General features: G+C 44.6%; 22 protein-coding genes. 12 read left to right on the forward strand and 10 right to left on the reverse strand.

All coding sequences use genetic code 11. The annotated features are described in order from the left end of the window. Nucleotides 1–2: 2 nt before the first annotated feature. The 3 genes from BLS64_RS09025 to BLS64_RS09035 are packed head-to-tail and all read left to right on the forward strand — an operon-like array spanning nucleotide 3 to nucleotide 3,347. Nucleotides 3–2,234, forward strand: a complete 2,232-nt coding sequence (locus BLS64_RS09025) for an ATP-binding protein (protein WP_093113191.1) — start codon at nucleotides 3–5, stop codon at nucleotides 2,232–2,234. Next, entirely contained in the window at nucleotides 2,231–2,809 is a 579-nt protein-coding gene (locus BLS64_RS09030) for a response regulator (protein ID WP_245693407.1), read from the forward strand. Before BLS64_RS09025 ends, BLS64_RS09030 begins: the two co-directional genes overlap by 4 nt. After that, on the forward strand, nucleotides 2,790–3,347 hold the full coding sequence (locus BLS64_RS09035) for a biliverdin-producing heme oxygenase (protein WP_093113192.1): 558 nt from the start codon (nucleotides 2,790–2,792) through the stop codon (nucleotides 3,345–3,347). The genes BLS64_RS09030 and BLS64_RS09035 overlap by 20 nt, the downstream gene beginning before the upstream one ends. Here BLS64_RS09035 and BLS64_RS09040 read toward each other — a convergent pair whose 3' ends face one another. From BLS64_RS09040 to BLS64_RS09055, 4 genes are all read right to left on the reverse strand, one after another. Beyond that, a complete protein-coding gene (locus BLS64_RS09040; RefSeq protein ID WP_093113193.1) occupies nucleotides 3,348–3,977 on the reverse strand; it encodes a class I SAM-dependent DNA methyltransferase in 630 nt (209 codons plus the stop codon). Continuing rightward, nucleotides 3,964–4,332, reverse strand: coding sequence for a SpoIIAA family protein (locus tag BLS64_RS09045; RefSeq protein WP_093113194.1), 369 nt, complete (start codon nucleotides 4,330–4,332; stop codon nucleotides 3,964–3,966). Before BLS64_RS09045 ends, BLS64_RS09040 begins: the two co-directional genes overlap by 14 nt. Before the next feature lie 138 nt (nucleotides 4,333–4,470). Beyond that, entirely contained in the window at nucleotides 4,471–5,406 is a 936-nt protein-coding gene (locus BLS64_RS09050) for an NAD-dependent epimerase/dehydratase family protein (protein ID WP_093113195.1), read from the reverse strand. Between the two features lie 85 nt (nucleotides 5,407–5,491). Next, a complete protein-coding gene (locus tag BLS64_RS09055) occupies nucleotides 5,492–5,983 on the reverse strand; it encodes a rhodanese-like domain-containing protein (protein WP_176763459.1) in 492 nt (163 codons plus the stop codon). A gap of 125 nt (nucleotides 5,984–6,108) precedes the next feature. Between BLS64_RS09055 and BLS64_RS09060 the strand changes: the two genes are divergently transcribed. Both BLS64_RS09060 and BLS64_RS09065 read left to right on the forward strand, forming a co-directional pair. After that, nucleotides 6,109–6,606 carry a VOC family protein gene (locus BLS64_RS09060; RefSeq protein ID WP_093113196.1) on the forward strand — a complete coding sequence of 166 codons (498 nt, stop codon included), beginning with the start codon at nucleotides 6,109–6,111 and terminating at the stop codon, nucleotides 6,604–6,606. Nucleotides 6,607–6,610: 4 nt separating this feature from the next. Then, nucleotides 6,611–6,943, forward strand: a complete 333-nt coding sequence (locus BLS64_RS09065; protein WP_093113197.1) for a DUF3140 domain-containing protein — start codon at nucleotides 6,611–6,613, stop codon at nucleotides 6,941–6,943. Nucleotides 6,944–6,947: 4 nt separating this feature from the next. On the opposite strand, the gene BLS64_RS09070 is transcribed toward BLS64_RS09065, so the two are convergent. Beyond that, a complete protein-coding gene (locus BLS64_RS09070; RefSeq protein ID WP_093113290.1) occupies nucleotides 6,948–7,550 on the reverse strand; it encodes a hypothetical protein in 603 nt (200 codons plus the stop codon). Between the two features lie 96 nt (nucleotides 7,551–7,646). Further along, on the reverse strand, nucleotides 7,647–8,618 hold the full coding sequence (locus BLS64_RS09075) for a DUF438 domain-containing protein (RefSeq protein WP_093113198.1): 972 nt from the start codon (nucleotides 8,616–8,618) through the stop codon (nucleotides 7,647–7,649). A 213-nt stretch (nucleotides 8,619–8,831) separates the two neighbouring features. On the opposite strand from BLS64_RS09075, the gene BLS64_RS09080 reads away from it, so the two are divergent. The 5 genes from BLS64_RS09080 (at nucleotide 8,832) to BLS64_RS09100 (ending at nucleotide 14,588) form a co-directional block, all read left to right on the forward strand. Then, nucleotides 8,832–10,064, forward strand: coding sequence for a peptidase U32 family protein (locus BLS64_RS09080; protein WP_093113199.1), 1,233 nt, complete (start codon nucleotides 8,832–8,834; stop codon nucleotides 10,062–10,064). After that, nucleotides 10,064–10,294, forward strand: a complete 231-nt coding sequence (locus tag BLS64_RS09085) for a ferredoxin (RefSeq protein WP_093113200.1) — start codon at nucleotides 10,064–10,066, stop codon at nucleotides 10,292–10,294. Before BLS64_RS09080 ends, BLS64_RS09085 begins: the two co-directional genes overlap by 1 nt. A gap of 326 nt (nucleotides 10,295–10,620) precedes the next feature. After that, a complete protein-coding gene (locus BLS64_RS09090; RefSeq protein WP_093113201.1) occupies nucleotides 10,621–12,459 on the forward strand; it encodes a PAS domain-containing protein in 1,839 nt (612 codons plus the stop codon). Beyond that, nucleotides 12,449–12,874: a response regulator gene (locus tag BLS64_RS09095; protein ID WP_093113202.1), complete on the forward strand. Its 426-nt coding sequence runs from the start codon at nucleotides 12,449–12,451 to the stop codon at nucleotides 12,872–12,874. Before BLS64_RS09090 ends, BLS64_RS09095 begins: the two co-directional genes overlap by 11 nt. Before the next feature lie 172 nt (nucleotides 12,875–13,046). Then, complete coding sequence (locus tag BLS64_RS09100) at nucleotides 13,047–14,588, forward strand: SulP family inorganic anion transporter (RefSeq protein ID WP_093113203.1); 1,542 nt, start codon at nucleotides 13,047–13,049, stop codon at nucleotides 14,586–14,588. A 53-nt stretch (nucleotides 14,589–14,641) separates the two neighbouring features. Here the strand turns inward: BLS64_RS09100 and xseB are convergent, their stop codons facing one another. Both xseB and xseA read right to left on the reverse strand, forming a co-directional pair. Continuing rightward, nucleotides 14,642–14,857 (reverse strand): exodeoxyribonuclease VII small subunit, encoded by a 216-nt coding sequence (gene xseB, locus BLS64_RS09105; protein WP_093113204.1) that lies wholly within the window; start codon nucleotides 14,855–14,857, stop codon nucleotides 14,642–14,644. After that, the gene (gene xseA, locus BLS64_RS09110) at nucleotides 14,854–16,167 is read right to left on the reverse strand and encodes an exodeoxyribonuclease VII large subunit (protein WP_093113205.1); all 1,314 of its coding nucleotides are present in this window, start codon (nucleotides 16,165–16,167) and stop codon (nucleotides 14,854–14,856) included. Before xseA ends, xseB begins: the two co-directional genes overlap by 4 nt. 219 nt (nucleotides 16,168–16,386) lie before the next feature. Here xseA and BLS64_RS09115 point away from each other — a divergent pair, with 219 nt between their 5' ends. After that, nucleotides 16,387–17,946: a glycogen synthase gene (locus BLS64_RS09115; RefSeq protein ID WP_093113206.1), complete on the forward strand. Its 1,560-nt coding sequence runs from the start codon at nucleotides 16,387–16,389 to the stop codon at nucleotides 17,944–17,946. Nucleotides 17,947–18,004: 58 nt separating this feature from the next. Here BLS64_RS09115 and BLS64_RS09120 read toward each other — a convergent pair whose 3' ends face one another. Beyond that, nucleotides 18,005–18,490 carry a glutathione peroxidase gene (locus tag BLS64_RS09120; protein ID WP_093113207.1) on the reverse strand — a complete coding sequence of 162 codons (486 nt, stop codon included), beginning with the start codon at nucleotides 18,488–18,490 and terminating at the stop codon, nucleotides 18,005–18,007. Nucleotides 18,491–18,703: 213 nt separating this feature from the next. On the opposite strand from BLS64_RS09120, the gene BLS64_RS09125 reads away from it, so the two are divergent. Next, nucleotides 18,704–21,193, forward strand: a complete 2,490-nt coding sequence (locus BLS64_RS09125; RefSeq protein WP_093113208.1) for a glycogen/starch/alpha-glucan phosphorylase — start codon at nucleotides 18,704–18,706, stop codon at nucleotides 21,191–21,193. A gap of 2 nt (nucleotides 21,194–21,195) precedes the next feature. Here the strand turns inward: BLS64_RS09125 and BLS64_RS09130 are convergent, their stop codons facing one another. Continuing rightward, nucleotides 21,196–21,774, reverse strand: coding sequence for an HD domain-containing protein (locus BLS64_RS09130; protein ID WP_093113209.1), 579 nt, complete (start codon nucleotides 21,772–21,774; stop codon nucleotides 21,196–21,198). Between the last annotated feature and the right edge of the window lie 2 nt (nucleotides 21,775–21,776).

Here is a 21,776-nt window from a genome sequence, read left to right on the forward strand (position 1 = left end):
TAATGGCCCTGACCTCTCGGAAGTATCCGGAAAAAATAGATCTGGATAATTGTGCGAAAGAACCCATACATATTATAGGAAAAACGCAGGAGTATGGCGTGATCCTGGTGTGTGACCCGCTCAGTTTGAAGATCACCCAGGCAGGTGCCAATAGCCTGGAGTATTTTTCAATTGCAGGAAATGAACTTTTGGACGAGCCCCTTGCCAGGCTTCTTGGGGAGGAGCAGGTATCTTTTTTTAAGGATAAACTGGCTGTAAAAGATACAGCCCTTCCGCTGCAGGTCAAGGTGAACGGCAAAGATTTTCTTTTGCTGGCCCATTTTTCAGGAATAAATCTGGTGCTTGAATTTGAACCCCTTGAAGAGGTTTCAGATTCTTTTTTCTTTCAGAAGCACCTTACCAGGATACTTAACAAATTACAGGCCTCAGGCTCTATTGCTGAGCTTTGCCGGTCGGCGGCCCTGCTTACCCAGCAAATTTTCGGGTATGACAGGGTAATGATCTATAAATTTGATGAAGAATGGAACGGGGAGGTGGTTGCAGAGCGTAAAGCACCGGAAATGGAAAGCTGGCTGGGTCTAAAATATCCGGCTACCGACATTCCGCCGCAGTCACGCGCACTTTTTCTCAAGAATCGGGTAAGAATGATAGCCGATGTACATTATACACCTCAGGCGATCCTTCCCGAGATCTCTCCGCTTACAGAAAAACCCCTTGATCTTTCCCATTTGGACCTCAGGGCGGTTTCACCCATACATATCGAATATTTGATCAATATGGAGGTGGGAGCTTCTATGACCTCGGCCATTGTCGTGGGTGGCAAACTCTGGGGGCTTATCGCATGCCATCACAGAACAGCGAAATTCATCAGTTACTATCAGCGGGAAAGCGCCCGATTTCTGGCAGAGATGTTCTCAACCAAGATCGCCCTGCAGGAGTCGAACAACTTCATTAAGAACACCGAGGTTTCAGAAAAGATCAGGAATCAGCTGGTAGAACAAATACGGGAAAGAAATGGCCTTTTTGAAGCCCTTGCGGAAGGACCGGTGAAATTTACCGATCTTATTTCCTGCAGTGGGGGAGCTCTGTATTTCCAGGGGGAATGGAAATTCTGCGGAAGTGTCCCGGAAAAGGAGAAAATGGACAGTCTTTTGCAGAATTTTATAGCAAGAAAAGAGGAAAACCTTTTTTTCACCCGAAAGTTATCAGAACTTTTTCCCGAAGCCGATTCTTATAAGAAGAAAATATCCGGATTACTAAGCCTTAGGCTGGCAGAAGATAAGTACATTCTTTGGCTAAGGCCCGAAGAGGTGGAGAACGTGAACTGGGGTGGTGATCCTGCCAATAAAGCTTTTTACGATGAAGAGAAAAAGCGGTTGAGCCCCAGAAAATCCTTTTCCAAATGGAGCGAACAGGTCACCGGCGTCTCAAAGGCTTTTAAAGATTATGATATAAGCGTTGTAAAGACGCTTGGAGAGAACATTAGTCATATTTTACTGGCCCGACAAAGACATGAGATAGAGGCTCTTAACGAGAAATTGCTGGAAGCCAATAAAGAGCTGGAGCTTTTTAGTTACGGACTTTCGCATGATCTTAGGGCCCCAATTAGGGGGCTGGAAGGTTACTTGCAGATCCTTACAGAAGATTATGGGCATAGCCTGGATGAAGACGGTCAAAAACTGCTAAAAATGGGTTCAGACCTGATCCAGAAAACGCACAGCCTTATTGATGATATTCTTTCCTATTCCAGGATTTCCCAACTGGGCGCACTACGGCTTCAGGAAATTCCTGTGAAAGATCTTATTAATGAGTTTTTGGAAATGATCAATGTGAGGGCAAATTACCCACACACCCGGTTAATGGTGCAGGAAGATCTTCCGGCGATGAAAGGAGACCGCAGAATGCTCCTTCAGCTTTGGTCAAACCTTATTAGTAATGCGCTTAAGTATTCAGCTCAAAAGGAAAATCCTGAAGTGCAGATAGGGATGACAATTAAAAACGAGGAACAGGTCTACTTTATTTCAGACAACGGGATTGGCATTGACGAAAAAGATTTTGGACAGATATTTGAAAGCTTTACCCGTGTGGCCGGCAAAGATTTTAAAGGCAGCGGCATAGGTCTTGCAATAGTAAAAAAGATTATAGATAAACATCGGGGAGAGATTTGGGTTGAAAGCGCCGGGAATGAAGGCACTACTTTTTACTTTTACACCAACCCCGGTGAAGGAAAATGAAACTGAACAGAATGATCACGATCCCATTACGAATATTGTTAGTTGAGGATAATGAGGCAGATGTGATCCTTACCAAAAGGACCATCAAAAAGATCGTAGAAAAGCCCGAGATAGCTGTGGTAGAAGATCTAACTGCCTGTAGAGAACGCATGGTGAACTTTGCGCCCGATGTGGTGATATCAGATTATAACCTGCCTTCCTGTACAGGCCTTGATGTGCTGCAGCTGGTGCAGGAAATAGACGGCAGCGTACCTTTCATTTTCCTTACAGGGACCATCAATGATGAAGAACTTGCTGCAAATACCATTTTGGCAGGAGCCTGGGGATATATTCTAAAGAAGGATATGAACGATCTTGAGGAAAGGCTAAAGCCTCTTCTCAAAAAAGTGGTTTTTAACCTCAGCTCCAAAGATGAGCTTAGGGAAAGGTTAAGGGAGAATCGTATTGCTGTTAACCAGATCTATGATTACCTGGAAAGTCTGAACAGCGACAACAAAGAACAGAAAGAAAACATTATCAGGATCAAGGAAAACCTGAGCAAATTTGATTTAGGAGATGAAGACGGAAAGGCTTAAAGAAGCAACCAAAGACCTGCATCAACAGGTAGAGGAGGAGAACCTGGCAAGGTTCATAATGGACCATAGCATGGACGTGGAAACCTATAAGCTGCTTTTACTGCAGAATTTTCTGGCATACCAAAAGACCGAAAATGCCATTGCGCCTTTTATCAAGGGTTATCAGGGACAAAAGCATAAACAACTGCAGAAGGACCTTGAACAGCTTAAGATCTCAAAGTTTGCTCCTGAGTTTGAGTTCAGCTGTAATTCCAGGGCAGAGGCGTTTGGCGCTGCTTACGTTGTGGAAGGTTCTGCGCTGGGAGGAATGGTCCTCGCCAGGAACATTAAAAAGTGTGCCGGACTATCTTCCATAGAAAAGCACCATTTCTTCAATGGGGACAAGGATAGCTTAAAGGCCTGGAACGATTTCAAAAATGAACTTTCTCAGCAGGATTTTTCAGAAAAGGAACAAGAGGAAGCTTTGGAAAAGGCAAAGGATACCTTCCGGTTCTTCCGGGAAGTCTTCAGGATGGAGAGAACTGTCCTGCATTCATGATCAGGCTTCATTTTCCAGGACCAGGGAGATCAATCTTGGAATGTTCTCCTTTTCACGGTCATCAAAATATTCTTTAAGATCGATCAATTTAAAGCCATTGGCTTTTGCTGCATTTAAGTAGTCTGAGATATGGTGAACAAAGGCGGTGGGTTTATGTACGCCGTCAGAAGTTTCAAACCGTGCCTGGCTTCCCGAATACTGCTTCCATGGATGCAGTTCGCAAATGTAAAAATTCCCCCTTCTTTTTAATACTCGTGCAGCCTCCCGAAAAATGAAATCCAGGTCTTCAATATGCTCGAGTACCAGGCTGCAGGTAATAAGATTTGACCAACCCGGTTTTACCGGCCAGGGTGTGTTGATGTCTGTCTGGGTGAAAGTGATGTTATCTGCTTCTACCTTGGCCCTGGCTTTGGCGATCATTTCAGAAGAAAAATCAAGAGCATTAACATGATCGGCCTTTTGCGACAGCCAGCCGGTATTTTTACCGGTGCCGCAGCCCAACTCCAGGATGTTTCCATAATGCGGATTAAGAAAGGTCTCCCTCAGGACGACGGCCTCAAGGTCTCTTGTCTTATTTTCCATGGAATCATAAGATTTTGCCCACGCGTTATATGATTCATTGATCTTCATCTGTAATCGCTTTTATCCAGTATCTGGCTTTCTCTCTATCCTCAGATTCATAGAATTTAATTTCAGCTTCTGTAAAAGGCTTCATCAGCTGAGTGAGCTGTTTTTCCCAGGTTTTATCTCCAACCATGGCAACTCTTTCCAGGTTATTCCTGTTCTTCACATCAAACTTAAGATCTTTCCACATGGCACTAAAGGTCCAGCCTGTAAAGTCTTTCATTTCAAAATACCAGCGCACTTTTCCGAAGTTGTCTATCTTTTCCTTCAGCAGCGGAATGATGCGATTGTAATCTTCGTCATCCAGCTGACCTTCAGCAATGGTATAGACGATATTTTGATCGGTCTGAATAGATGTCATACCTCACTTTTTGAAGTCCTTCTACAATTTCAGAATAAAACGAGATTTTGCCAAGCCCGGAAAGTTGCCCTTAGGTTAAGTTATTGTTAATGTTACCTAAGATCTTCGTAAAAAGATTCCTTCCGACTCCTCCGGTACTTATTTTGACGGAAAGTCAGCTTTTATGATTTCTCTTATCGCCTGTTTGCAGGAGGTTGCCTGCCAGTCAAATCTCTCCCGAAATTTTGAGCTGTCGAAAACGTAGTCCCTGTTGTACTGGTACATCATTTCCACAGTTTCACGCATTATGGGCATGAACAAGCCCATGAACCTTACAATCCATTTTGGAATGGACCAGTAGCCGGGTTTTCTGTTCATTTGTCTTGCGATCTCATTGATCCATTGTTTTCCGGTAAAAGGATTAGGAGCAGTAGGCAAATGCCAAACCTGGTTAAAAGCATCTTCTGTGTTGCCGAGTAAAGCCGTGGCTTTCCCTGCATCGGGCGTATAGGTAAAGGAGTGTTTATACCTGGCAGAACCTAACCATATCGCCTTTTTCCCTTTGTAAATTGGCTTGAAAACCGTTTCTATAAGTAAACTGTTGTTCTCTATTCCCGGGCCATAAAAGTCAGCCGACCTGGCGATGAGGGCGGTGAGTTTTCCTGTCCATACTTCCTGCATGATCATTTCAGCTATCCTGGCCCTTACCTGTCCCTTTTTTGAAGAGGGATTTACCGGTGTGCTTTCTGTGATACAGTCCAGCTTGTCCTTATCATACATATAGGCATTATCAAAGAAGACCAGTTTGCAGTCGTGTTCTTTACAGGCTTTAATAACATCTGAGATCAGTTTGGGCCAGTTCCTTTCCCATACCTTATGATCATATGGAAAACCAATGGTTAGATAAACCACTTCAGATCCTTTGACTGCTTCATCAACCACGGCATAATCCAGCAGGTCTCCGGCAAGAAGTTCATCTTCGGGATTTACCCTTTTGGGATTTCTGCTAACCAGCCTGATGTTGCCGGTATATACTGTTAATGCTTTTGCCAGTTCGGTACCAATAGGACCGCCTGCCCCTAAGATCGTCTGCATGAGCTGTCAGGAATGTTTACTATTAAAGATACTGAATATCCCAACAAATATTTGAACATTTTTCTTCGTGCAGATCTTTCTGTATCTATTGCTGCCTACTTACCGGGTATCCCTTGTCTATCCAGTCTACCTTTATATTATCCCGAAGGTTGAGCAGTTTATGATTCTCAAAGCCCATTTCATTGAGTAAACTGAATGCAGGTCTCACGTTAGGGCAGTGTTCAAAGGGACAGCAGCCGCAATAAATTACAAGGTCTGTATCTCTTGGAAGATCTTTAACCTCATTCCTCAAATTTTGAAGTCCCTCTTTTTCACCTGAAGGACCGGTATCCTTTGAATTCCCGATAATATTACCGGCACCAAGGCTTATTATGACGGGGATGTCCTGGTCATCAGCTTTTAAAGTTCCGGCAAGTTCTGCCGGTTCCATGAGCTGTTCTTCAGACCACGGTTCTTGTTTTTCCTGCTTTTGCTGTTCTTGCTTTTGTTGTTGCTGATTAGAAGGAGAATCCTGGCAGGCCTGGAAAACAGGTATGGCCATCAGGATCAAAAGGGCGATAAAGGTACGTTTGAACATGGTCGAAAATTTATTGTCAAAAATAAGATTTTCACCCGGACTTTATCCTGTTCTCCCCCTGCTTTCTCTCTTGCTGCGGAAGTTGAATTTAATCCTTATCTTTTATAGGATAAAAAAATCTAAAAATGCCAGAAAAGTATAAAGCTCCTTCTCAAACCACGATTGGCCATGTTCACCTGAAGGTTTCCAATCTTGAACGGGCCCTTAAGTTCTATCGTGACCTCTTAGGTTTTGAGGTGACCGAACGAATGGGAAATTCCGCAGTGTTTCTTTCGGCGGGCGGCTATCATCATCATATTGGTTTGAACACCTGGCACAGTGAAGATGCTCCCAAAGCGGCTCCAACCGGAGTGGGACTTTACCATGTTGCGATCCTTTATCCAACCCGGAAAGATCTTGCTGAAATTCTTCAGCGACTGCGCGACTCCAATTATCCACTTACCGGTGCTGCCGATCACGGAGTTTCTGAAGCCATTTATCTTGATGATCCCGATGGTAACGGAGTGGAGTTGTACCACGATCGTCCCAGGGAACAGTGGCCTAAAAAGCCTGACGGATCTCTGCAAATGTTTACCCGCAGGCTTGACCTGGAGGATCTGCTGAAAGAGATCAATAAGAAATAGAACTATGAAAGAAGAAGAAAAAGAGGAAGTTTACAAGGAGTTTAATGAGTTGGTGAATATGAGCCCTGGAGAAATTGAGGACTGGCTTGAAAAGGAAGAGTCAAAGGAAGTAGGGCTGGATAGCGGTGACGGGGAATCCATTGGCCGGAAAAGCGCCAAAAAGATCGTAAAGATAAAGCGTACCAAAAAAGCCGAACTCAGCACCTCAGATTACGAGCATATGCAAAAAGTGAATGGGTACATCAAAAGGCATAAAGCTCAGCGACCTGAAGGGGATGTAAAAAACACCCCCTGGAGGTACAGCTTAATGAACTGGGGCCATGACCCTGTAAAATAATAATTTACTCCTTTTCTTTGGATTTCGTGGGAGGAGTTACCATGATATGGGCCCTGTGGGTGCCGGGGTCCATGATCCAGGGCATTCCCGGGGCAAAGGGTTTGGTTGGTAAACCTGTGGACTCGGCGGTGGCATAAGGAATGTAGATCACATACCTGAAATTCGCGTCTTTCAATTCACCCGTATTACGATCATAATTTTCTTCACTTCCGGATAAGATGTAGGTCATACTGGGAGCATCGGGCATTTGAAGTTCTCCCGATTCGGCCTCTCTTTGACGGATCTCCCTTTTCTCCATTTCGGATTTCCCTTCAGCGATGAGTTGTCTTCCGCGGGCCATAAATGGTTCCAGTTTTTTAGAATAACAGGAAACCGAAATACCCTTTTTGGCGGGATCATCTGCAAGACACATGAGGTTATTGGTTCCTTCTCTGAGGACCACCATCTTTCCGGAATCATCATAGCCGTAGACCATTGCTCCGTCACGCAGGTCTTCGGGCGCGGCAAGCACGGCGGTTTTTATCTGTACCTCGGGTGAAGGAACATCGGCCTGCGCATAGATGCCTGCCGGTAATAGGAGGAGAAAAAAGAGCTTCAGCAATTTCATGTTTTTGAATTTTAATGGTTGATATTCCAATAAATGTACAAAAAAGCGGTCAGAGAAACCTGGTATACAGTCTCCTGAAGCTCTTGAATCTTTATTTTAATTCCAGTCCAGCAACCTCTTTTCGCCTTCAATGTTCTTGATGTCGGTAATGTCCTGTGACATCTCGATCACGCCGCGATATTTCTTTTCTTTGTCCCGCACCGCGAAATACCTGATGTAGATCAACCGGCCCTTGTAATTGATCCAGAATGAAGATTCGTTCTTCGTTCCTTTCCTGAATTCTTCGAGGATCCTCAACACGGTGCCCACACTTTTTGGAGGGTGGCAGAATTTAACTTCACGGCCAATGATCCCGGCGCTTCGTGGGAATACCCGTTCCTCGCCCCGGTTGTAGAAGATCACTTTATCATTTTCATCAACATAGGTGAGGTCCAGCGGCATGGTCTTTAACAGCAGGTTCACCTGTTCCACCGTCATATACCCTTCATCATAATGATGCCGGTCTTCAAGTGAAAAGGAGAGTTCCCGCTTGATATGGTCCTGGCTGGGGTGAACGTATTCTTCCTGTTCTTTGGGGAAAGCAGCGGGAGTTTCAGCCAGCATCCAGCCGATCTCTTCTTCGCCTTTGCGCACCTGTTTCCAGTCCTCTTCCGTCAGCATATTAAGGGCATTGGGAAAGAGCACATTTTGCTCTACCAGCAGCAGCCTGTAAATCCCGCTTATTAAATATTGCGAATCACGTTGCACCTCTTCGAAGTCCCTTGCTTCGATCTTCTTCCGAAGCAATCTGAACTGCTCCCTCAGGTTATCTTGAAAAGACCACATTCCCTGAGAGGGCCCGTTCCATCCGCGTTTCTCCAAATACGGAAATAACTGATTCTCCTTTCGCTCAAACCGTCTTTCAATTCCCGACAGCTGATTGAAGATGTTATAGAATTTTTGGGCCTCGGCTTCAGGGTCTGTTTGCTGCAGTTCTTCGGCCAGTTTCTGGATCAGTGCCTTTTCCTCAAAATATATGCTCACAGGATGTCCCTGCGGAAGGTTCGAAATGTCTATGGTTTCTGTCATTTTGATCTGATTTATTTTCAGGAACAAAGAAAACAGAACCTTTTGGTCTGAATTATGACCCTGGTCACAAGTCAGTTTTGGCCCTGAACGAAAAGATCCATTTTCAAAATATGATCTGTGTCATATTTTACCTTTTTCATAGTTTTTTTATTTGCAGCCTGAAAATTTTGCCCCGGAATTCACAACATCTACCGCGGCTTTTTTGCTTTAGAAATGGAAAGAATGGAATTGATGGCCCCGGCGGGGAATTTTGAATCTTTACAGGCAGCCCTTGACAACGGGGCAGATTCGGTTTATTTTGGGGTAGAACAATTAAACATGAGGGCGCGTGCCTCTATCAATTTTACCATAGATGACCTGGCGGAGATCGTAGAGCGCTGTGAAGCAAAAAAGGTTCGCACCTATCTTACCCTCAATACCATTATCTACGACCACGATCTTTCCCTCATCAAGCACCTGCTCTCTAAAGCAAAGGAAGCGGGAGTGACTGCCGTGATCGCATCAGACCAGGCGGTGATCGCCTCGGCCAGGAGTATGGGCATAGATATTCACATTTCCACCCAGCTCAATATCACCAATGTGGAAACGGTGAAGTTCTACAGCCTTTTTGCCGAGACCATGGTCTTGTCCAGGGAGCTTAGCCTTAGGCAGGTAAAAAAGATCACAGAGCAGATCCAAAAAGAGAATATTACAGGCCCTTCAGGAAAGCCGGTAAAGATAGAGATCTTTGGCCACGGTGCGCTTTGCATGGCGGTCTCCGGAAAATGTTATCTAAGCCTTCATTCCCATAATTCTTCGGCCAATCGCGGCGCCTGCAAACAAAACTGCCGGAAAAAATATATGGTCATTGACCAGGAATCTGGTTTTGAGATCGAGATCGACAACGAATACATGATGTCCCCAAAAGACCTGTGCACCATCAATTTTTTGGATGAGGTCATGGAAGCGGGAGTGCAGGTGTTGAAAATTGAAGGAAGAGGGCGTGCCCCCGAATATGTGGCAACCGTTACCCGGGCCTACAGGGAAGCCATTGATGCCTGGTATGAAGGAACTTATTCCGAAGAAAAGGTGGAAAAATGGATGGGAGAATTGAGTACCGTCTACAACCGCGGATTCTGGAGCGGATATTACCTGGGCCAGAAAATGGGGGAGTGGAGCAAAACTTCAGGCTCACAGGCCACTCAGAAAAAAGTATATGTGGGTAAGGGGATGCATTATTTTCCAAAAGCCGGAATTGCCGAATTCCAGATCGAGGCCTATGACATCAAAAAGGGCGACAGGATCCTGGTGACAGGTCCCACCACAGGGGCTAAGGAGTTTGACCTGGATGAAATGTTCGTGAACGACGCGGCTGCAGAAAAAGCATCTAAAGGGGATAGCTGTACCATAAAATTACCTTTTAGGGTAAGACTTTCAGACAAACTATATAAACTTGTTGAGGCCTAATGGTGGTCATTACCCTTCAACGGAACAAATGCATTGGCTGTAACTATTGCGTGGAGCTGGCACCCGAGCAATTCCGGATGTCCAAAAAGGACGGCAAATCGGTTCTGCTCAAAGCCACTGACAAGAAAGGCTTTCACACCCTCAAATCTCCCGATCATTCCATAGCCGAAGCTTCAGAAGCGGCCGCAAAAGCCTGCCCCGTCAAGATCATTTCAGTAAAAGAGATCTGATTCGTTTTCAGTATAATCTGCTGTTACTCTTCCTTTTTTAGATCAAATTTAACCGGAAAATTAAATCCGTTTAAAAGGATATTTTCAAAGCGAAATTTTCAGAAACTATTCTTTCTTTGCAGGTTGATCTTGAGCGACTATGACAGAAATAAAAATTAGGAAATTTCCTACAATTTTGATTAAAAAATATTCCAATCAACGATAAAATGTAAATTTTACTGTTGATAAGTCCAAATTTCTTTCCTTTCTTTATGATTGTTTTATCAGCCATTTCAAATAAACCTTTGTAATTTTAAAACAGCTTTGTCTCAAAAACTGCCAACCTTATGACCGACTTTTACCTGGAAATGTTTTCAAGTTTGCCTTTGCCTGCGGTTCTTTTAGAACCGGTAGAGGGAGGGTTGCGGATCAGGGATGTCAATAAAAAATATTTTGAGGTCACGGGAAAGAAGGAGGGAGAATTAATCGGAAAGAAAGTAAGGGAGGTCTTTCCTCAAACCACTCCGCAGGAAATCGAGGTGCTGGGTAAACTGGAAAACTCTGTTGAAAAAGTAAGAAGCTCGGCCAAACCTGATAAGGTTTCTTGTTTTAGGTTAGACCTTGTAAACCATGAGACGGGAGAGACAGAAGAAAAATACTGGGAGGCCGAAAACACTCCCATCTTTAGTAAAGATGAAACTGTAAAGTATATTCTTCATACTGCAACAGATCAAACAGCCGAGATCTTCAAAGAGAGGGCAAGAAAACAAATAGCGACAGAGCTTGAACAAAAGGAAAAAGAACTTTGGAAGCGGAAGAAACGTTATCAAGCCCTGGTGCAGGAAGCCTTTGATCTGGTAGGAATTCTGGATATTGAGGGAAACTATAAATTCGTCAGTGAATCTTCTATTTCCATTCTGGGAATTCCACCGCAAGATTTCAATGAACAAAATGCCTTTGATTTTATTCACCCGGAGGACAAAGGACGGGTATTTGAAGAATTTTCACAGATAAAAGAAAAAAAGAAGCTTAGGATTGCACCCTTTCGGTACCGAGACGCAGATGGGGTCTGGAGATGGTTTGAAACTAACGTCACCAACATGGTTGATGATCCTAATGTTGAAGGAGTGGTGATCAATTCCCGAGAGGTGACCGATCTTATTCAAAAGAACTGCGAATTACAGCAGCTGCATGAACGCTACGAATTGGCAGCCGCGGCAACCGGGGATCTTATTTACGACTGGGATCTTGTCACTGATTCTGTAAAACGCTTTTTTACAGGAAAGGAGAAACAGTTTGGCTATCAACGCGACGAGATAGATCAGCGGCGATTCTGGAAAGAACATGTTCATCCTGAAGAACTTGAAGACCTTCGGAAAATTCTAAAAAGCGCGCTGGCCGATACTAACAGGTCACAGATAAGAACCACTTACAGGATAAAAAGGGCCGATGGCAGTTACGCACATCTTATCGACCGCGGTATGATCCTGCGGGATGAAGCAGGGAAGGCAGTACGACTTATAGGCGCGACCAGTGATATCTCCGGCCTTGTAAACAGGCGTAATGCCTTACGCTTGGCCAATAAGCGATTCACCTATGCCATGAAGGCCACCAAAGAGATGATCTGGGATTGGGACATCACGAAAGGTTATATTGATCGTGGTAAGGCATTTAAAAAGATGTTCGGGATCGAGGTGCATGAAAAATCTTCTGTAGAGAATTTTTGGTTTGAACGTATCGTGGAGAAAGACCGGTATCGTATCAAAGATTCTCTATACAAGACTCTTGAAGATCCTTCTCTTGATAAATGGAGGGAAGAGTATAAGATATGGAAGCCCAATGGCCAAAATGCCTACGTGATAGACCGGGGGTACATCATTCGTGACCCTGAGGGGAAGGCGGTAAGAATGGTTGGCGCGACTCTTGATGTGACCGAATCGCGGCAGATGTTGAAGAAGATCAAAAAACAAAATAAGCTTTTAAAAGAAGTAGCCTGGGAGCAAGCCCACATTGTACGGGCACCCATTGCCCGTTTAAAAGGGCTACTCAACCTTTTTGATGAGGACTACAATGGCGAATGGGAAAAAGAAGAGATCCTGCAGTTGATCAAAGATTCTGCAGAAGAACTGGACAGGATCGTTACAGGTATAATCAGGAAAACCGAAGGCATTAAAATTGAAAAATAGTTCGAGCCAAATACTTATTGCAGAAGATGACCAGGTGGTAGCGCGGATCCAGAAGTTCCTTCTGGAAAAGGCGGTCTCTCTGTCTCCTGTGATGTGCAAAAATGGCCGGGAAGCCCTGGAGTTTTTAGAGCGGAATGCAGGAGATTCAGAAAAGATCCTGGTAATTCTTGACCTGAACATGCCCGAAATGAACGGCTGGGATTTCCTGGAGGCCTGTAAGGATAGTACCTACGCAGAAAAAGTGAATGTGGTTGTGGTGACCTCTTCCCTTTTCTGGGAAGATGAAGAAAAAGCAGCCTCATATCAACAGGTGATAGGATACTATACCAAACCCATTACTCCCTCAGTGCTACAAGATATCCTACAACTGCCCGAAGTGTACGGGTACTTTGAACCTGTGCTTAAATCCCGGTAAGAGATTTCCCTATTTTAAAAAAAGTCATAGTTTTGCCGGCTCATATGACGAGCAAGACAAAATCATCCGTTTCCCCGGTTACTCCGCCCTGAAAAATACCTTTTTCAGTCTTCTATATATCCTTGTACAAAGGATCAACATTTCCTATCTCTAATATTTAATCCATTTTTAGATGAAGAAGATCTTCAATCTTTTCGATTTTAAACAAAAAGTAAATTACAGGACCGAGATCCTGGCAGGCCTAACGGTAGCTTTGGCTTTGATCCCCGAAGCAGTGGCTTTTGCCATTATCGCAGGACTTTCCCCTTTGACCGGTCTTTACGCAGCTTTCATGATGGGGCTGGTTACGTCCATTTTAGGAGGAAGACCCGGAATGATCTCCGGTGCCACCGGTGCGGTTGCTGTGGTGATCGTTGCTTTGGCAGTTTCTCATGGTCCCGAATATGTTTTTGCCACAGTAGTTCTTGCGGGACTGATCCAGGTACTGGCCGGAGTGCTGCGTCTGGGAAAACTTATAAGACTTGTGCCTCATTCGGTGATATTCGGATTTGTAAACGGTCTTGCAATCATTATTTTCACCTCTCAATTGGATCAGTTCAAAACAGTGAACGAAGCCGGGGAACTTGTATGGATGACAGGAGAGCCCCTCTACATCTTGTTAGCCTTGGTATTGACCACTATGCTGATCATCTGGGGTCTCCCTAAGCTGACAAAAGTTTTTCCATCCTCTCTTGCTGCAATCCTTGTTATTTTTGGAGTTGTAGCCTTCTTAGGTATTGATACAAAAACGGTAGGAGATATTGCCTCTATACAGGGAGGATTTCCTCCGTTCCACATTCCAATGGTGCCTTTCACCTGGGAAACATTTGCCTTAATACTTCCTTATGCCGCAATTATGGCAGGAGTAGGTCTTATTGAAAGTCTACTGACGTTGAATATTCTGGATGAAATAACCGAAACCCGCGGCCGTGGTAATAAAGAATGTGTGGCCCAGGGTACCGCAAATGTACTTTCAGGATTTTTCTCGGGAATGGGAGGATGTGCCATGCTTGGACAAAGTCTTATCAATGTTTCTTCGGGAGCCCGCGCAAGGCTTTCGGGAATAGTGGCGGCTGTGATGCTGCTGGTCTTCATCATGTTCGCTGCCGATCTTATTGAACTTTTACCCATGGCTGCCCTTACGGGAGTGATGATCATGGTGGCCATAGGAACCTTTGAATGGGCGAGTTTAAGAACCTTCCGCAGAATGCCAAAGTCAGACGTGCTGGTGATGGTGCTGGTCACGCTGGTAACCATTTTCCTTCACAACCTGGCTCTTGCCGTGCTGGTTGGGGTGATCATTTCGGCGCTGGTCTTCGCGTGGGATAACGCCAAACGCATCCGTGCCCGAAAATATGTTGACGATAAAGGAGTAAAGCATTATGAGATCTATGGTCCGCTTTTCTTCGGAAGTGTGACCGCCTTCAATGAAAAGTTCGATGTGCTGAACGATCCTGAAGAGGTGATCATAGATTTTTCTGAAAGCAGGATAGTGGACATGTCCGGCATTGAAGCCGTCAATAAACTCACCGAACGCTACCTGAAGCAGGGCAAAAAACTGCATTTAAGGCACCTTAGCCGCGACTGCCGTAACCTGCTGCAAAACGCCGATGAGATCATTGAGGTGAATATCCTGGAAGACCCTACCTGGAAAGTGGCTACAGATAAGGCTTAACGCCAACTATATTTTTCAAAGGGTGCCAAAAATGTCCTTTTTGACACCCTTTTTTATTTTCCTTCCACAGAATAATTCCTGATCTCTTCCAGGACTGCCGACACCTCTTTTTCGGTTTTGAAAAGCTTGTCCTTACAGATCTTTAGAAGCAGGGAAGCCCTTTTGATGCGGGTGTCCAGCTCATCGATCTGGATCTCTGAGTTTTCCATCTCGGTAACGATCTCCTGGAGCTCGTTATAGGCTTCGGTATAGGTGATTTCTTCGTTCATTTTTCTGTTTTTTCTATTCGGCTTATGATCTTTCCTTTGTAAAGGCTTATTTCCAAAGCTTTTTCGGGGTCTGCCTCCCGGGCATCCCTAAGGGCTTTTCCGTCCTGCCGGGTAATGCTGTAACCTCTTTTCAAGACATTTTCAGGAGAAAGCAGCCGCAGTTTTTCTTCTGAAAAATGTAATTTCTGAATGGCTTCTTTGAAGGGTGTTTTCGTGGCCTGAAGCAGATCCTTTTCGAGAAGGTTCAGTTCCGTTGTTTTACTTCGGAAGAGTTTTTTGCTGCCGCTCAGCAAAGACCGGGAAACTTCCTCTAAATTGGCTTTGTTCCGGTCCAGCGCTCTAATGCTAAGGGAATTGAATAGCCTTGCGCTCTCCTGCAGGCCCGACTTTTGGTCGCGGAATAACCAGTTCACTTCTTTGGTGATCTTTTCGGAAGCCTGCTGTACCGGCACCGCAAAATCATGAAATTTCTGCAACAAAAATTCCGCGATCTTTGTGGGCGTGATGAAACTTTGGTAACTGACCATTTCGCTCACCGTTTCATTGGTAGAGTGGCCAATTCCCGTTAGCACCGGAATTGGAAAGGTAGCGATCTTCCTTGCCAGGTCAAGATCGTCAAAACAGCTAAGACCTATCTCGCCGCCCCCGCCACGAATTATGGCCACGGCGTCAAAAACTTCGGAAAAACGTTTGATCTTCTCCAGCTGTTGACTTATGGTGGTTACGGCCCTATCTCCCTGCAAGATGGCCGGAAACAGCAGGTGATGGAATTTGTACCCTTGCGCATTACTGTTTATGACACTCAGAAAATCCTGGTAGCCTTTACTGCTTTCAACAGAGATCACAGCAATGGTCTTTGGCAAAAGCGGCAGGTCCTTTTCTTTATTGGTATGGATAATTCCTTCATTTTTCAACTTTTCCAGGGTCAGGGCTTTTTCCCTGGCCAGTTCTCCCAGTGTGAATTCGGGATCGATATCCAGGATGTTCAGAGCGAGACCATGAACAGGATGATAGGTCACCGATCCCTGCAGTACCACGGTCATATCATCTTTAAGCTCTTCTTTTAGTACCTTCCTGAACTTCACATTTATATTCTCAAAGGTATCTTTCCAGATATTTCCTCTCATCTCTGCGATGACCTTGCCGTCTTTTTTTTCAACCAGAGCCGGGTAACAATGACCTGATTTTGAATAATAATTCAGCTTTACGATCTCAGCCTTAAGCCATACCACCTTACTGCAATGAGCATTCATCACCTTTTGTATAGAGCGTGCCAGTTGAGAGAGGCTGTAGACAGTTTTTTCGATCAAGGCGGAGAAATTACTTTTCCTGCTAAACTACGAATTTCCCTTTTACACTGCTGCCAACCATGCGTCCGAAAAAAAAATCAAAATGATTTTGGATGTTTGTAAAATTGGGAAGCCTTCCTACTTTTTTAATACATCTTTAACTTACTGAAATGCTGTTTGTTAGGTGTTATTCAGCTATTTTCGAAGCCGGAAGAACAAGCTAATCTTAATCGTAAAATTATGAACAATTTCCTCTTTGTCGCTTCAGAGAATGATGCAATTTCCAATTGTAAAGTAGGGGGTGTGGGTGATGTGATAAGAGATGTGCCGCGACAGATCTCAAAAAGGGGAGATCGGGTGCATGTGGTCACTCCGTCCTATTCAAGACTTCACCAGGAAGGGACTTTGATCTCTAAATTGAATGTGCAATTACGGGAGGTAACTTACGTCACCTATCTGTATGAAGTCAAGGCAAAAGAGGAGGATGAGAACATCAGCCATTATGTGATCCACCATCCAGAAATTGAGGCCGGAAATCTTGGGGGCATTTATCAGCACGATGCATTCGAGCCATTTTACACAGATGTGATCAAATTTACCATTTTCTGTACCGCGGTGGCCGAGGCCATAAAGCAGAAGAAATTCGGAAAATTGGATATTGTTCATTTGCATGACTGGCATTCCAGCACCTTGCTGTTCCTGAAAGAATATCATCCCGCTTATTCGGCTTTGGAAAAGTTGAGGTTTGTATACTGTATCCACAATCTTGCCCTGCAGGGAATTAGGCCATTCGAGAATAGTTATTCTTCCCTGAAGAACTGGTTTCCGAAGATAGATTTTGACAAGGATGCCCTGCGGGATCCAAGATATGCCGATTGTTATAACCTTATGGCCATTGGGATAAGGTTTGCAGATGCGGTTCATACCGTTTCGCCTTCCTATAAGCAGGATGTGCTATTGCCAAGCGAAGCTCCCGAATTTGTTGGCGGAGAAGGCCTGGAAAATGATCTGAGACAGGCTGATAAGGACGGACGCTTCCACGGAATCCTCAACGGATCGAATTATCACGACCTGAAAGAAACCAAGAAGAACAAGTTATTTCCGAATATTGCCACCGGTATTTTTAAACAACTTCAAAAAGAACATAACCGACAAAAAGCTGAATTTTTGGCCCATACCGGTGAAAAGGTTGTGCCGTTCTTAAAAAAGAGGCCGAATTTTATCTGTGCCAGCGTGGCACGCCTTACTGAGCAGAAATTCTATTTCTTCAAACGGTCGCCCGAAGCCCTTATACAGATCCTGGACAAGCTGGAAAGAGTGGGAGGGATCTATGTGTTACTGGGCACAGGCGCGCCAGATTATGAAGAACTGCTGCGGGACATCAGTTACAAGAAGAGAAATTTCATTTTTATAAATACCCAGAGCGAAGAAGTGGTGAATTCCATATACCGCGATTCTGACCTGTATTTCATGCCGAGTCTATTTGAACCCTGCGGAATAAGTCAGATGCTTGCGATGCGCCACGGGCAGCCCTGCCTGGTACACCACACCGGAGGCTTAAAGGATACCGTACAGCATGTTCACACCGGGTTTACTTTTGACGGTAAGACCTATGACGAAAAGGTCTACAACATGGTAGAAGGTTTCAAGGAGGCTTTGTACCTGTTCGAACATGAAAAGAGCACCTGGAAACAGATCCAGCTCAATGCCCGTAAAATGAGGTTTACCTGGAAGAAATCTGTGGACGAGTATTATAAACTACTGTACACAGGCAACGCTATGGAAGTGGGTATCGCTTAACAGGAATATAATGGGAAGCCCGCATTATGATCAACAGGCTTAGTAAATAAGCTTTGGACTAGTTTTTCAATCGGTCTAGTAGGTGCTTCTCAATTTTCTCAGGTTTGGTTGTCGGTGAAAAGCGCTTCACCGGTCTGCCGGTACTATCGATCAGGAATTTGGTGAAATTCCATTTGATCTTTTTTCCCAGAAGCCCTGGCAATTCATTTTTGAGGAATTTGAATATCGGGTGGGCACCTTTTCCGTTGACCTCTACTTTTGAGAACATGGGAAAAGTTACGCCGTAATTGACCACACATCCTTCGGCTATTGATCGTTCATCCCCCGGCTCCTGATTTGCGAACTGGTTGCAGGGAAATCCAAGGATCACTAGTCCCTTATCCTGGTATTTTTTATACAGTTTCTCAAGGCCTTCAAACTGCGGAGTAAAACCACAATTGGAAGCAGTATTGACTACAAGTACTGTTTTGCCTGTAAACTTATCCATCTTTACTTCCTTTCCCTGAAGATCGAGAGCTGTAAGATCATAGAATTCACTGTTCATTTGGTTTTGCTTAAGGAAATTATTCACTGTACTACCCTGGAGGTGATCAAAGCAAATATCGCCTTTTTTTTAGCTGTTAGGCAAAGACGACAAAATAGAAAAGGGAAATTCCCATAGCGGTTATATAAAAATCACTCTTAAAGTTTTCATATAGTGGGTTTTATGGTTTTAGGTTCGTGTAATATTTAGTAATTTCTTCTGAAAATTGACCCTATGAAAACTCAAAACAAAAATATTGAAGACTATTTCACTTCCTCCAAACCTGGATCGGGTTTAGACCTTTCAAAGGAAGAGATAAAAAAGTCATTTTTAGAAAAGTTGTTTTACGGATTGGGACGAATCCCTACAGTGGCTACAGATAACGATTACTATAGCGCGCTCGCGCTCGCGGTCCGCGATTGGGTATTTAGGCAATATGTACGTTCCCTTGAAGAATATGCCGAGCAGGATTCCCGCGGGGTCGCCTATCTTTCTGCGGAATATCTTCCCGGGCCGCACCTGGGGAATAATCTGCTTAATCTGAGCATTACAAAAACCACCCGTGAAGCCCTGGCCGATCTGGACCTTGATCTGGACAAGATCCTGGAGCAGGAAGTGGAACCGGGGCTTGGAAACGGGGGTCTGGGAAGGCTGGCTTCCTGTTACCTTGACTCAATGGCCACCCTGGGTGTGCCTTCTATTGGCTACGGCATACGCTACGAATTCGGGATCTTCAACCAGACCCTCAAAGACGGCTGGCAGGCCGAGGTGACCGATAAATGGTTGCATTACGGCAACCCGTGGGAAGTGGTACGGCCCGAGATCGCCTTTGAGGTGAAATTCGGAGGATATACCGAGCATAAGTATGACTCGAATAATAAATTACAGGTTAACTGGATCCCCGATTCTGAAATTAGGGGAACAGCATACGACACGCCTATTCTGGGCTACAGGAGCAACGGGATCATCATGCGCCTGTGGAGCGCCGAGGCTATAGAGTCTTTTGACTTTGCAGCCTATAATATGGGAGATTATTATCGGGCAGTGGAGAAGAAGATGCGTTCCGAGAATATTACCAAGGTTTTATATCCCAATGATGAAAATCTTTCAGGAAAAGAACTGAGGTTGAAACAGCAGTATTTTTTCGTGTCCTGTTCGCTGCAGGATATCATTAGGTTGCACTTGCTGCAGGGGCGGGAACTGGAAAACTTCCATGAAAAGTTCAACATTCAGCTAAATGATACCCATCCTTCCATCGCAGTGGCCGAGCTGATGCGGATCCTGGTAGATATACATCAGATGGAATGGGATGAAGCCTGGCATGTCACCCGGCATACCTTCGCCTACACCAATCACACCCTGCTGCCCGAAGCTCTTGAAAAATGGTCTGTAAACCTGCTGGGAAGATTGCTGCCCCGACACCTCGAGATCATTTACGAGATCAACAGCCGTTTCCTGAACGAACTCCGCAAACAGAATTTCAGTACAGAACAGATCTCCAGGATGTCTTTGATCGATGACAGGGGAGAGCCAAGTATTCGAATGGCTCACTTGGCTACTGTGGGTAGTCACAAGGTGAATGGCGTATCGGCACTGCATTCCCGCTTGTTGAAAAGTATGGTCCTTCAGGATTTTGCCGAGCTCTGGCCTGAAAAATTCACCAATGTGACCAATGGAGTTGCACATCGACGGTTCCTGGCGTTAAGCAATCCGGGACTGGCAGATCTCATCACCCGAAAGATAGGCAAAGAATGGCTTACAGATCTTTCGGCTTTGCGCAATCTTGAGAAATTTGCTGACGACAAAAGCTTTCAGGAAGAGTGGAGGAATATCAAATTTAAGAACAAGGAAAGATTAACAGCATTGATCGAAGAGCGGACAGGGGTAAAACTAGATCCTTCAATGCTCTTTGACATCCATGTAAAACGTATCCACGAATACAAACGCCAGCACCTTAAAGTCCTGCACATTTTAAGTCTGTATCTGCGTCTCAAAAATGGAAAAGGAAAAGATATTTCGCCTACCTCTTTTATTTTTGGAGGTAAGGCCGCTCCCGGATATTTTATGGCCAAGAGGATCATTAAGCTCATCACTGCTGTTGCTGACCTGATCAATAATGATCCTGAAGTTAATAAGAAGTTGAAAGTGGTTTTCCTTCCTAATTTCAGCGTTAAACTGGCACAACAGGTATATCCCGCTGCCGATCTTTCTGAACAGATCTCCATGGCAGGGAAAGAGGCCTCGGGTACCGGAAATATGAAATTTTCGCTCAATGGAGCACTTACCATTGGAACCCTTGATGGCGCCAATGTGGAGATAAGAGAAGAGGTAGGGGAGAAGAATTTCTTTCTTTTCGGTCTTACTACCGAGGAGGTACAGGAAACAAAAAAAGCAGGTTATCATCCGTACAGGATCTATGAACAGAATAATGATTTGAGAGAGGTAATGGATTTTCTTATCTCAGGAAAATTATCAAAAGGAGACAAGGAACTCTTCCGGCCCATATACGACAACCTGTTACAACAGGACCCATATCTGTTATTAAAGGATTACCAGTCCTACATAGAGGCTATGGATGAGGTCCATAAAACATGGAAGGACCAGAATGAATGGGCGAAAAGATCTATACTAAATGTGATCAATATGGGAAAATTTTCATCTGACAGGTCAATATCTGATTACTGTGAAGACATCTGGAAAGTGGAGACCGTAAAGGTGGTTTAAATCTATTGGTCGATCTCCTGTAGCAGGAGTCGCAGGTTTTCCTGTTTGATCGGCTCCCTGTAAGTCTTACAGAAGTTGGTGTGGTATTGATGGTTTGAAATGAATTCTACCTGTACCTTATTCCAGTCATCAAGGCTTAATCGCGGATCCAGGTGTAGACGCTCCTTGTAAAGGTCTTGCCCAAATTCTTCGAACTTGTCGGTCCCCAGGTATTCCAGGTCGGCATCTGCCAGGATCCTTTCGAGCCGGGTGTTCGGTTTTTGAGGAATGCGGGTGGCCATGATCATACCGCAGATCTTTTCTATATCCTTATTAGAGAGGTCATATTTCTGTAAGTCTTCAGCAGCGATCCTGCATCCTGTTCTTTCATGATCTTTTGGTCCTACCAGGAAACCGGCATCGTGGTACACCGCAGCGATCTTCAGCAGTAAAAGATCTTTTCCTGAAACACTTTCTTTTTCAGCCAGAAAGATCGCTTTTTCCAGAACATACCTGGTGTGATCGGGGCTGTGGTAATACAGCCAGGAGGGCAGACTCTTCTCGAGCCGTGACATCAATTTTTTATAAATCTTGTCGAACATGG

It is taken from the genome of Salinimicrobium catena, assembly GCF_900102915.1.
GTDB lineage: Bacteria > Bacteroidota > Bacteroidia > Flavobacteriales > Flavobacteriaceae > Salinimicrobium > Salinimicrobium catena.